The following is a 12,168-nucleotide window of genomic DNA, read 5'->3' on the forward strand; positions in this document are numbered from 1 at the left end:
GCCTTGATCTCGCGCAAGAGGGCGGCAGGGCTTGCGGTGGCGGGCCGTGCTTGATCGACCGCAAGGCACGGATACGGCGGCCCGCTACAGCTCGTGCATGCGAAAAGAGGGCGCTGCCATGATCGTCACCCTGACCATGAACCCCGCGCTCGACCTGACGACCTCGGTCGACCGGCTGCTGCCCGAGGCCAAGCTGCGCTGCGGGCCGGCGCGCCTCGATCCGGGCGGCGGCGGGGTCAATGTCGCCCGGGTGATCGGCGCGCTGGGCGGCGGGTCCCGCGCGATTCTCACCGCCGGCGGGACCATGGGGCAGGCATATCGGGAGCGCCTCGCCGGCGAGGGACTGGAGACCCGGGCCATCGCCATTGCCGGCGAAACCCGGCTGAACATCACCGTCGCGGAAACCGACACGACCGCCCAGTACCGGCTCGTCCTGCCGGGACCCGAGCTTGGCGAAGCCGAATGGCGGGCCTGTCTCGACGCGGTCGATGCCGATTTGGTGCCCGGCGGCTTCGTCGTCGCCAGCGGCAGCCTGCCGCCGGGCGTGCCGACCGATTTCTATGCGCGCATCGCGGCGGCCGCGAAGCGACACGGCGCCCGCTGCGTGATCGACACGTCGGGTCCGGCGCTGGCGGCGGCGCTGTCGGAAGGCGTCTTCCTTGCCAAGCCGAACCAGCGCGAGTTCTGCGAACTGACCGGTGTGGCGCCCGCCGACCAGCGGGGTCAGGAACAGGCGGCGCTCGACATGGTCCGGCGCGGGGCAGCCGAGATCGTTGCCCTGACCCTCGGGGCGGTGGGTGCCGTCATCGCCTCGGCCTCCGGCCTTTTGCGGATTCCTCCCGTCAGCGTGGAGCCGCAAAGCGCAGTCGGCGCCGGTGACAGCTTCGTCGGCGCATTCGTGCTCGCGCTTTCGCAGGGCCGGCCGCTGGCCAACGCCGCCTGCCTCGCCTCCGCCGCCGGCGTGGCGGCGCTGCTGACGCCCGGAACGGAGCTCTGCCGCGAGGCGGACGTGCGGCGGATCGAACGGGAGCTCGCCGCCCGCATGGGGCTCAAGACGCCGGACGACGCGCGCCAGCGCGTGCCGTCAGCGAAGTGATCGGCCAAGGCTGCGGCCAATTGCAAGCGGCCGGGATAATCCCGCAACTTGACCACGGGGCCGGCACGGTGGAAGTGTCGGTCATCGACGAGGAATACAACCTCCAGCACCTGCCGGCCGCGATCTGTCCATGGAATCCGATATCGAGCCAGAACCGCGGATCACCTGCGGGAACGCGGAGAATGCCCTGCGGGCGCTCCAGGCGGCGGGCGTCGGCACGTGGCGGTTCGATCCGGTTGCCGACACCATCAGCCTCTCGCAGATTGCCGCCGAACGCTTCAAGACCGGCGTCGACGTCCAGCCGCTGACGGCGCTTCTGGACCGGCTCCACCCCGAGGACCGCGCCATTGCCGAGCAGGCGTTCGGCGCCGCCGCGCCCTTCGGCATCGACATCGACGTGCGATCGATGGCGGCAAGTGGCAGGGAGGAATGGCTGCGGCTGCGCGGCCGCGCCATCGAGGAGGCCGACGGAAAATCTGCGATCCATGGCGTCCTCGCCGATATCACCTCGCGCAAGGCGGCCGAGAACGCCAACAACCGCCTCGCGGCGATCGTCGCCTCGGCGGACGTGGCGATCATCGGCAAGTCGCTGGACGGCCTCGTCACCGACTGGAACCGCGGTGCGGAGGCGATCTTCGGCTACAGCGCGGCACAGATCGTCGGCCAGCCGATCACCATGCTCTTGCCCGAGGGCCAGGAGGACGAGGAACGCGTCTTCATGGAGCGGCTGCATCGCGGCGAGCGGGTCGAGCATTTCGAGACCCGGCGCCGGCGCGCCGACGGGCAGATCATCGACGTCTCGCTGACCGTCTCGCCGGTGTGGGACGCGGCCGGCCGGCTGGTCGGTGCCTCGAAGGTGGCGCGCGACATCACCACCACCCGCCGCGCTTTGACCGAGCTGGCCGAGCGCGAGGCCCGCCTGCAACTGGTGCTCGACACCGTGCCCGACGCGATGATCGTCATCGATACGGCGGGCATCATGCAATCCTTCAGCGCCACCGCCGAGCGGCTTTTCGGCCATCGGCCCGACGAGGTCATCGGCCGCAATATCAGCATGCTGATGCCGTCGCCCTATCGCGAGCAGCACGACCAGTATCTTGCCCGCTACCTTGCCACCGGGGAGCGGCGGATCATCGGCATCGGCCGGGTCGTCGTCGGCGCCCGCAAGGACGGCTCGACCTTTCCCATGGAATTGTCGGTCGGCGAGATGCAGAGCGGCGAAAATCGGCTGTTCACCGGCTTCGTGCGCGATCTGACCGAACGCCAGAACACCCAACGGCGCCTGCAGGAGCTGCAGGCGGAGGTCATCCACATGTCGCGCTATACCGCGCTCGGCGAGATGGCCTCGACACTGGCGCACGAGCTGAACCAGCCCCTGACGGCGGCGGCGAACTACCTGAAGGGCGCGCGGCGGCTGCTCGACGGCGGCGATGCCGACAACCTGCCCACCGTGCGCGACGCCATCGACCGCGCCGCGGATCAGGCGCTGCGGGCCGGGCAGATCATCCGCCGGTTGCGGGATTTCGTGGCGCGGCGCGAAAGCGAGCGGCGGATCGAAAACCTGCCGACGCTGATCGAGGAGGCCAGCGCGCTGGCGCTGGTGGGGGCGAAGGAGACCGGCGTGCGGGTGTCCTTCGACTTCGCACCGGCAGCGGCGCTGGTGCTGGCCGACAAGGTGCAGGTGCAGCAGGTTCTCCTGAACCTGATCCGCAATGCGGTGGAGGCGATGCAGGAAACGCCGCGCCGCGAACTGGTCGTCGTCACCTCGCTCGGCGAGGACGAGATGGTGCGGGTGGACGTCACCGACACCGGCACGGGGATCGCCGCGGATGTGGCCGAGCACCTCTTCCAGCCCTTCGTGACCAGCAAGGCGCAGGGAATGGGGGTCGGCCTGTCGATCTCGCGGACCATCATCGAAGCCCATGGCGGGCATCTGTGGGCCGAGCCGAACCCGGACGGCGGCACGATCTTCCGGCTGACCCTGCGCAGCGCCCGGATGAAGGAGGTCGAGGATGGCGAGTAATGCCGTCGTGCACGTCATCGACGACGATGCGGATGTGCGCCAGTCGCTGGCCTTCCTGCTGGCGACGGCCGGACTGGCGGTGCGGGTCTACGATTCGGCGACCGCCTTCCTTGCCTCGCTGGAGGGACTGCAGCCCGGCTGCATCGTCAGCGACGTGCGCATGCCGGGGATCGACGGGCTGGAGCTGCAACGCCGGCTGAAGGGGCTCGGCGTGATGCTGCCGGTGGTCATCATGACCGGCCATGCCGACGTGCCGCTGGCGGTGCAGGCGATGAAGGAGGGCGCCGTCGACCTGGTCGAAAAGCCCTTCGACGACGAAATCCTGCTCGAAGCGATCCACACGGCGCTGGAACGCTGCAACCACCAGGGGGGACCGGACGGCGACACCGCCCGGATACAGGGGCGCCTCCAGTCGCTGTCGCCGCGCGAGCGGCAGGTGCTGGACGGGCTGCTCGCCGGTCATCCCAACAAAACCATCGCCTACGATCTCGGGCTCAGCCCGCGCACGGTGGAGGTCCACCGGGCCAACGTCATGACCAAGATGGAAGCCGCCAGCCTGTCCGAGCTGGTGCGGATGGCGGTGCGCGCCGGCGCGCTGGCGGACGGGTAGGGCGGATCCGATGCGCCGCTCGCACCATCCGCCGGCGGGCAGCGATGGGGCGACGGCGATCCATCGCGCGATCTGTGCACGGCGCGTCACCATTGCGGCGCGCACCCGCGCCCTTCATCTGGACGCCATGAAGGGCGGCGAGAACCCGTTTGCCGGGCTGCATCCGGCGCAGCCGGACCGGTGCCGGGCAAGCGCCGCTCGCGAAAGGACTGAACCATGCGTATCACGATGATCGGCGCCGGCTATGTCGGCCTCGTCTCGGGGGCCTGCTTTGCCGATTTCGGCCATGAGGTCGTCTGCGTCGACCGCGATCCGGCCAAGCTCGAACTGCTGGAACTCGGGCGCATGCCGATCTACGAGCCGGGGCTGGACGAGCTGGTGGCGCGCAACGCCGTGCAGAAGCGGCTGCGCTTTTCCAGCGATCTTGCCGCTTCGGTCGCGGCCTCCGACGTGGTGTTCATCGCCGTCGGCACGCCCTCGCGGCGCGGCGACGGCCATGCGGACCTCTCCTATGTCTACGGCGCGGCCGCCGAGATCGGCCGGGCGCTGTCCGGCTTCACCATCGTCGTCACCAAGTCCACCGTGCCGGTCGGCACCGGCGACGAGGTGGAGCGGATCATCCGCGAGGTGAACCCGGATGCCGATTTCGCCGTCGTCTCCAATCCGGAATTCCTGCGCGAAGGCTCTGCCATCGAGGATTTCAAGCGGCCCGACCGGGTGGTCATCGGCACCGAGGACGAGACGGCGAAGGCGATGATGTCGGAGGTTTACCGGCCGCTGTCGCTGAACGCCGCGCCGGTCTATTTCACCTCGCGTCGCACCGCCGAGCTGACGAAATACGCCGCCAACGCCTTCCTCGCCATGAAGATCACCTTCATCAACGAGATCGCCGATCTGTGCGAAAAGCTCGACGCCGACGTCCAGGACGTGGCGCGCGGCATCGGCATGGACGGGCGGATCGGCTCGAAATTCCTGCATGCGGGGCCGGGCTATGGCGGCTCGTGCTTTCCCAAGGACACGCTGGCGCTGGTCAAGACCGCGCAGGATGCCGAAAGCCCGGTGCGGCTGATCGAGACGACGGTGTCGATCAACGACCAACGCAAGCGCTCGATGGCGCGCAAGATCGTTCAGGCCTGCGGCGGATCGGTGCGCGGCAAGACGATCGCGGTCTTGGGCCTGACCTTCAAGCCGAATACCGACGACATGCGCGACGCCCCGTCGATCTCGATCATCCAGGCGCTGCAGGACGGCGGTGCCCGGGTCGTGGCCTATGATCCGGTCGGCATGGAGCAGGCCCACGCGGTGCTCGACGATGTCACCTTCGCGCAAGGGATCTACCAGGCGGCCGAGGGCGCCGATGCGCTGGCCATCGTGACGGAATGGAACGAGTTCCGCTCGCTCGACCTGGCGCGTCTGAAAGCACTGATGATCAGCCCGGTGATGGTCGATCTGCGCAACGTCTACAACAGGGAGACGGTGACCCGCGCCGGCTTCAGCTATGCCGGCGTCGGACGCCCGCGCGGAAGCGACGCGGATGCGCCGGTCCGGTCAGCCGAAACCCGCGCCGTTTGACACGCGACCCCGCAGCGATGGATAGCCCTTCGGCAAGACCACGCCACCCGGCCGCACCGGCCATGCGCTTGTACGGAACATGGCGGCGTTCTACGACGTAACGGGCGTCGTTGCGCTTCAGGAAGGCGCTGGAAGAAGCGCTGGGCCGCAAGGCGGAACGCCAGCTCCTGCCGCTGCAGCCGGGCGACGTGCCCGATACCTTCGCCGATGTCGGCGAACTGGAGCGGGCCGTCGGCTACCGGCCGGCGACACCGGTGAAGGAGGGCGTTGCCGCCTTCGTCGCCTGGTACCGCGACTATTACCGGGTCGCTGCTGACGCGTAAGGAGGGCAGGGCGCTCCATCCGGCCCCGCGAGGCGGCGCCGGCGAAGATCGCACCCTGGCCAAAGGATCCGGCAGCGGGGCCGCCGGATCCGGTTCTTCGAGGGCTGACGGTTACTTCTTGCCGCCGAACAGGCCGGCGAAGAACGCCACCATTTCCGGCACCATGCGCTGGCCGAAGCCGCCGGCCGTCGCCAGCGACAGCGCCTGCTTGGCGGAGGTCGACATGACGCTCGGCACGCCGAGATCGTCCGCCATGCGACTGTAATAGCCGACATCCTTGCGGGCATTGGCGACCGAGAAGGCGAGCATGTTGGGATTGTCGTCGACGGCATAGGCCTTGACGAAATCCATCATGCCGGACTTCAGCGGACCGGCGGACATCACGCCGTACAGCGTGTCCCGCTCGATGCCGGCCTGGTCGGCCATGGCGAAGGCTTCCGACATGGCGCAGGCGGTTGTCATGGCGAAGAAATTATTGATCAGCTTCAGCGTGTGACCGGCGCCGAGCGGGCCGACATGGAAGATGTTCTCGCCGAGATCCTCGAAGACCGGCTTGGCGCGCTCGAAGGCTTCCGTGCTGCCGGCCGACATGATGTTCAGCTTGCCGTCGACGGCGTGGGACGGGGTGCGGCCGAGCGGTGCGTCCATGTATTCGGCGCCGGCCTCGGCCACGGCCACGGCGATCCGCTTGGTCGAATCGGGCAGCGAGGTTCCGAAGTCGATGACGAGGCTGCCCGGGCGCAGGCCCGCAATGACGCCGTCCTCGCCGAACATGCGCGCCTCGACCGAGGCGGAGGTGTCCATGCACATCATGACGATGTCGCTGCGGCCGGCCAGCTCGCGCGATGTCTTGGTCTCGGTCGCCCCGCGCTTGACCGCCGCATCGACATTGCCGCGGCTGCGGTTGGCGATGACGGTCATCGGGTAGCCGAGCTTCTGCATGCGCTCGACCATGGCCGATCCCATGAGCCCGAGGCCGATGAAACCGATCGATGGCTTGTTGGTCATAGTGAAGTCCCTCTCCGGCGAACGGTCGCGCTCCTGCACGTCGATTCCCGCTCGCGATCTCCAATCGTACCGGCGATAAAAAGCACCGACAGGCTTAGCGTATACGTTGTTGACCCGCGCAAGTCATCGGATATAGTCGGAATCGGGAGAAAATACTGCACTGCAATATTGCAGCGCAGAAAGAACGGTGCGCGTTTACTGCAGAAACGCGCACCATATTGGGAGGAACAATATGACGTTTGGATTCATGAAGGGTGCGGCCGCCGCACTTCTGCTTGGTGCCAGTGCCGTGGCGCTCGGTTCGGCCGCGCCGGCCGCTGCGCAGACGAAGCTGATCGGCGCGAGCCAGTTCGACGAGAACCACGCCTTCACCAAGACGATGCGCAAGTTCGAGGAGCTGGTTTCGGCCTGCTACAACGAGGAGCCCATCGAGTTCGAGATGCACCTGAACTCCGAGCTGGGCCTCGAGAAGGATTACGTCGCCTACATGAACCAGGGCCTGTCGGTGGACTATGCGGTGGCCTCGCCGGCCCACATGTCCACCTTCTCGAAGATGGCGCCGCTGATGGACATGCCGTTCCTGTTCCGTGACGAGGATCACTGGAACAAGGTGCTGGAAGCCGACGCGCTGAAGCCGATCGCCGACGACATTCTCGAAAAGGCCGACATCCGGCTGCTCGGCTATGCGGGCGGCGGCACGCGCAACGTCTTCGCGACGCGGCCGGTCACCAACATGGAAGAGATGAAGGGTCTGTCGATCCGCATGCAGGGCGCCCCGATCTGGACCAGCGTCTTCAACGCGCTCGGCGCGGCGCCGACCGTGATCGCCTATAACGAGGTCTACAACGCCATCCAGACCGGCGTCATCGAGGCGGCCGAGAACGAGGCGGCCGGCGTCGAGCAGATGAAGTTCTACGAAGTGGGACCGGAGCTGTCGCTGACCAAGCACGCGATCACCATCCGGCCGCTGATGATGTCGAACAAGACCTATCAGCGTCTGCCGGAAGGCCTGCAGAAGTGCATCGACGAGGCCGGTCCGCAGGCCGGGCAGTACGGCCGTGAGATCGAAAGCGGCGAGGACGGCAAGAAGCTCGACGCCATGGTCGAGAAGGGTTGGCTGAAGACGCATGAATTCACCGAGCGTGATGCCATGCTGGCGGCCGCCAATCCGGTGCTCGAGGCCTATGCCGAAGAGCTCGGTGCAGCCGACGTTCTGAAGAACATCCAGGCGATCAAGTAACGGCGCCTGGCCGGGGCGGCCCTGCCGTCCCGGCGACCCCGGCTGTTTCCGCGCATTTCCCGCATTTTTCGGTAGAGTTCATGCATCGCATCCTCGACGCAGTCCACCTCGTCCTCAAGGTGGCACTGGGCCTGCTCGTCGCAGGCCTGATCATTCCCGTGACGATGCAGGTGCTGTCACGCTCCGACTACGTGCCCCGCTATATCTGGACCGAGGAGATCGCCCGCTTCTGCTTCGTGTGGATGATCATGATCGGCGCCATGTGCGCGGTGCGCGACGGCACCCATTTCGATCTGGAGATCCTGCCGGAATCGGCCAACCCCAAGGTTGAGCGGGCCAAGCGCATCTTCGTGCATCTGATGGTCTCGCTCGTGGCCGTGATCTTCGTCTGGTACGGATGGCAGTTCCTGCTCTTCGGCTGGTACCAGACCTCCGAGATCGCCTCGCTGCCGATGAACTGGATGTTCGTCGCCTGGCCGCTGATGGGGGTCGTCACGCTGCTCTTCATGGCCGAGAAGGTCATGATCGAACTGCGGCGCCCGCTGGGAGAGGTCGCATGACCCCCGGTTTCGTCGCTGCGCTGCTGTTCGGGCTGTTCCTGCTCTTCATCATCCTGCGGGTGCCGGTCGCCTTCGCGCTCGCTCTCGCCTGTATCCCGGTGTTCTTCCTGGAGCCCCGGCTGACGCCGATCCTGCTGCTGCAGGAGATGTTCCGCTCCTACAATTCCTTCGTGCTGCTGGCGGTGCCGTTCTTCCTGCTCGCCGCAAACCTGATGAACGCGGCGGGTATCACCGACCGGTTGATCCGATTGTCACGGGCGCTGGTCGGGCACCTTCCGGGCGGTCTCGGCCACGTCAATGTCGTGGTGTCGATGTTCTTCGCCGGCATTTCCGGCAGTTCGACCGCCGACGCTGCCGGCATCGGCTCGCTGCTGATCCCGCAGATGAAGAAGGAAGGCTTCTCGGCCTCGTTCTCCGTCGCGGTGACCGCCTGTTCCTCGGTGATGGGCGTCGTGATCCCGCCATCGATCCTGATGGTCGTGTGGGGCGGGCTGATGTCGGTCTCCATTGGCGGCCTGTTCCTCGCCGGCATCATTCCCGGCATGCTGATCGCCGGCGCGCAGATGACCACGGTCTACATCTATGCGCGGCGCCACGGCATGGGCCTGCACACGCGCGCCACGTTCCGCGAGCTTGCCGGGGCGTTCCTCGGGGCCGCGCTCGCTTTGATGACGCCGATCATCATCGTTGGCGGCATCGTCGGCGGCGTCTTCACGCCGACCGAGGCCTCCGTGGTCGCCGCGCTCTACGCGCTGTTCCTCGGCATGGTCGTCTACCGCACCATCGGCCTGAAGCTTCTGACCGAGGTGCTCTACGATACCGGACGCTTCGCCTCGATCGCCCTGTTCTGCATCGGCACCGCCAGCGCCTTCGGCTGGATCCTTGCCTATTTCAAGGTTCCGGCGGCGCTCGTCTCCTATGTGCAGGCGATGGATCTCGGCATCACCGAGATGGGCTTCGCGGTGGCGATCGCCTTCCTGATCATCGGCTGCTTCATCGACGCGATCCCGGCGATCATCATCCTCGGCACGGTGCTGTGGCCGGTCACCCAGTCGGTCGGCATGCATCCGATCCACTTCGCCATGATCGGCGTGATCAGCCTCGCCTTCGGCCTGGTGACGCCGCCCTACGGCCTGTGCCTGCTGATCTCATGTTCGGTCGCCGGCATATCGGTCAAACGGGTGATCAAGGACGTGGCGATCATCCTGGCGCCGATGCTGGCCATCCTGGCACTGGTCATCGTGTTCCCGTCGGTCAGCCTGTGGCTGCCGCGGATGCTGATGCCGCAATTCGTCAACTGAGCCATCGGTTGAGGGGGGAGGAGCGCGGTGCCCGGAAACGGTGCGCCGCGCTCTTTTTTGTAGACCATACGATCGGGGAAAGACGCACATGACACGCAGCGATCGGCGGCCGGATCTCTGGCTCTACGACAAGGCGATGCCGTTCTGGATCATGACGGCACGGGACGACCAGCATGGCGGTTTCTTCGACCGGCTCTCGTCGGCCGGCAAGCCCTATGAGGACGATCCCAAGACCACGCTCGTGCAGGCGCGGATGCTGTTCACCTGCGCCCATGCGCGGCTGAACGGCGGCGGCGAGGACTGCGTCGCCGGCGCCGAGGCGGCGCTGGCCTTCCTCACCGACCATCTGCGCGATCCGTCCGACGGCGGCTTCTACCGCGCGGTCGGCCGGGACGGCGACCCGGCCGGGCCCGGTGCGAACCGGGTCAAGGATGCCTACGACCACAGCTTCGTGCTGCTCGGCCTTGCCGCCCTGTTGCGGCTCGGGCCGTCGGAGACGGCGCGGACGCTCCTCGACGCGACCTTCGACTGGTTCCACGGCACGCTTTTCGATCCGGCGACCGGCGGCTATCACGAGGACGACCGGGCCACGCAGCCTGGCGAACCCTATCCGCTGCCGCGCCGCCAGAACCCGCACATGCATCTCTTCGAGGCGCTGCTGGCGCTGCATGAGGCGACGGACGAGGCGCGCTGGCTGGTGCATGCGAAGCGCATCGCGGAAATCTTCGCGGCACATTTCTACGATGCCGACACCGGCTCGCTACGCGAGTTCCTCGACCGTGATCTCGGCGAGGCGCCGCCGCCGGCCGGCCGCATCCGCGAGCCGGGCCACCAGTTTGAATGGGTCTGGCTGCTGCATCGCTATGCGGCCCTGTCGGGCGACCGGCGCTTCGACGGCCATGCCGCGGCGCTCTACCGGTTCGGCTGGAACAACGGCACCCATCGGGGCGGCCGTCTCGGTGGCGGCGTCTATGACGAGATCGACCCGTCGGGCGCACCGATCTCGACATCGATGCTGCTTTGGCCCCAGACGGAGGGCATCAAGGCGCATCTGGCGCGGGCCGAATCGGCCGGCGACGCGGAGGGCGTGGCGCGGGCCCGGCAACTGACCAAGCTGATGTTCAAGCAGCACATCGCTGCCGACCGCCCGATCTGGCGCAACCAGATCGATCCCGACGGCAACACGCTGCAGGCCGACGCGCCGACGCGGCTGCTCTACCATGTCGCCATGGCGATCATCGAAGGCCAGCGGCTCGGGGCCTGGGAGGCGCAATAGCGCCGCCGCCGCCGCCCACTGTCCGGTGCACCCCGCGCCGACCTGAGTGGCAGGCGCGGGTGGGCCGTCAGGCCGGGTCTGCGGCGACCGCGACGCTGGTTCCCGTCCGCCCGGCCTCGATCAGCGCATCGATCAGGCGATGCACCTTCAGCGCCTCGCGGCCCGAGATGCGCGGCGGGCGCTCTCCGTCCAGCGCGTCGAGGAAGTCGGCGATGGCGCTACGGTGCCAGTCATGCGGGAAGTCCATCGGATTGGCCCCGGTGCCCCCGGCGGTCTCCAGCGGTGCGACCCGCTCGGTGCGGCCGTCGTGGAACGTGACGTCGAGGCCGGTCCCGGCGAGGACCGCGGTCCCGTTGCGGCAGATGAACTCGATGCGCTCGGGAAAGCCCGGATAGGCGGCGGTCGTCGCGTCGATGGTGCCGAGAGCGCCGTTCTCGAAGCGGATGCCGGCGGCGACCATGTCCTCGGTTTCCATCACATGCACCGGGCTGGTGGTGGCGAAGCCCCGCACCTCGGCCGGTCGACCGGCCAAGCTCAGCATCAGGTCGAGCGTATGGATACCTTGCGTCAGGAGCACACCGCCGCCATCGCGGGCGAGGCTGCCGCGGCCGGGCTCGTCGTAATAGGCCTGCGGTCGCCACAGCCGGATGATCGTCGAGCAGCCGGCGATGTCGCCGAGATCGCCGGCGGCCAGCATCCGTGCGAGCGCCTCGGCGGCCGGGCGGAAGCGGTGCTGCAGGACGATGCCGAGGGTGACCCCGGCGGCCTCGCAGGCCTCGACCATTTGCGTGGCCCGTTCGGTGGTGATCTCCAGCGGCTTTTCCAGAAGCACGTGCTTGCCCGCCGCCGCACAGCGCCCGACGATGTCGAGATGGGTGTTGGGCGGGGTCAGGACGATGACGGCGTCGATGCTTGGATCGTCGAGGATCGTCTCCAGACGATCGCAGGTCGGCACCGGAAACTGCGCCGCGAAGGCCTCGCGCCGGGCCGCCGTGGGACTGTAGGCATAGGCGATCTCGACCCGGTCGGCGAGATCGTTGAGGCTGCGGACATGGGCGCCCACCACCATGCCGAGCCCGACCAGCGCGACCCGTCTTTTCTGAACTGCCAAGATTTTCTCCCCCCGAAGATGTCGTGAATTTCCCCCGCGGCACTGTCG

Annotated in this window: 10 protein-coding genes and 1 pseudogene; 9 read left to right on the top strand and 2 right to left on the bottom strand. The window is 67.6% G+C overall.

The window, feature by feature from the left end; genetic code table 11:
• Positions 1-118: 118 nt before the first annotated feature.
• The 5 genes and pseudogenes from ACEQX1_RS01885 to ACEQX1_RS01905 form a co-directional block, all read left to right on the top strand.
• Complete coding sequence (locus ACEQX1_RS01885; protein ID WP_370196451.1) at positions 119-1,096, top strand: 1-phosphofructokinase family hexose kinase; 978 nt, start codon at positions 119-121, stop codon at positions 1,094-1,096.
• Between the two features lie 130 nt (positions 1,097-1,226).
• A complete protein-coding gene (locus ACEQX1_RS01890; protein WP_370196452.1) occupies positions 1,227-3,119 on the top strand; it encodes a PAS domain S-box protein in 1,893 nt (630 codons plus the stop codon).
• The gene (gene fixJ / locus ACEQX1_RS01895; protein ID WP_187390959.1) at positions 3,109-3,729 is read left to right on the top strand and encodes a response regulator FixJ; all 621 of its coding nucleotides are present in this window, start codon (positions 3,109-3,111) and stop codon (positions 3,727-3,729) included. Before ACEQX1_RS01890 ends, fixJ begins: the two co-directional genes overlap by 11 nt.
• 216 nt (positions 3,730-3,945) lie before the next feature.
• On the top strand, positions 3,946-5,301 hold the full coding sequence (locus ACEQX1_RS01900) for a UDP-glucose/GDP-mannose dehydrogenase family protein (protein ID WP_370192868.1): 1,356 nt from the start codon (positions 3,946-3,948) through the stop codon (positions 5,299-5,301).
• 122 nt (positions 5,302-5,423) lie between these two features.
• A pseudogene (locus ACEQX1_RS01905) lies at positions 5,424-5,624 on the top strand (capsular biosynthesis protein CpsI); the annotation flags it as partial.
• A 111-nt stretch (positions 5,625-5,735) separates the two neighbouring features.
• Here the strand turns inward: ACEQX1_RS01905 and ACEQX1_RS01910 are convergent.
• Complete coding sequence (locus ACEQX1_RS01910) at positions 5,736-6,632, bottom strand: NAD(P)-dependent oxidoreductase (RefSeq protein WP_370192866.1); 897 nt, start codon at positions 6,630-6,632, stop codon at positions 5,736-5,738.
• Between the two features lie 232 nt (positions 6,633-6,864).
• Here ACEQX1_RS01910 and ACEQX1_RS01915 point away from each other — a divergent pair, with 232 nt between their 5' ends.
• The 4 genes from ACEQX1_RS01915 (at position 6,865) to ACEQX1_RS01930 (ending at position 11,009) form a co-directional block, all read left to right on the top strand.
• Positions 6,865-7,872, top strand: coding sequence for a TRAP transporter substrate-binding protein (locus ACEQX1_RS01915; protein ID WP_370192864.1), 1,008 nt, complete (start codon positions 6,865-6,867; stop codon positions 7,870-7,872).
• Positions 7,873-7,952: 80 nt separating this feature from the next.
• Entirely contained in the window at positions 7,953-8,432 is a 480-nt protein-coding gene (locus ACEQX1_RS01920; protein ID WP_024351495.1) for a TRAP transporter small permease, read from the top strand.
• Positions 8,429-9,733 (top strand): TRAP transporter large permease, encoded by a 1,305-nt coding sequence (locus ACEQX1_RS01925; RefSeq protein WP_370192861.1) that lies wholly within the window; start codon positions 8,429-8,431, stop codon positions 9,731-9,733. The genes ACEQX1_RS01920 and ACEQX1_RS01925 overlap by 4 nt, the downstream gene beginning before the upstream one ends.
• Positions 9,734-9,821: 88 nt before the next feature.
• On the top strand, positions 9,822-11,009 hold the full coding sequence (locus tag ACEQX1_RS01930) for an AGE family epimerase/isomerase (RefSeq protein ID WP_370192859.1): 1,188 nt from the start codon (positions 9,822-9,824) through the stop codon (positions 11,007-11,009).
• A 67-nt stretch (positions 11,010-11,076) separates the two neighbouring features.
• Here ACEQX1_RS01930 and ACEQX1_RS01935 read toward each other — a convergent pair whose 3' ends face one another.
• On the bottom strand, positions 11,077-12,120 hold the full coding sequence (locus ACEQX1_RS01935) for a Gfo/Idh/MocA family protein (RefSeq protein WP_370192856.1): 1,044 nt from the start codon (positions 12,118-12,120) through the stop codon (positions 11,077-11,079).
• Positions 12,121-12,168: the final 48 nt, after the last annotated feature.

This window comes from Aurantimonas sp., assembly GCF_964217435.1.
GTDB classification, from domain to species: Bacteria; Pseudomonadota; Alphaproteobacteria; order Rhizobiales; family Rhizobiaceae; genus Aurantimonas; species Aurantimonas coralicida.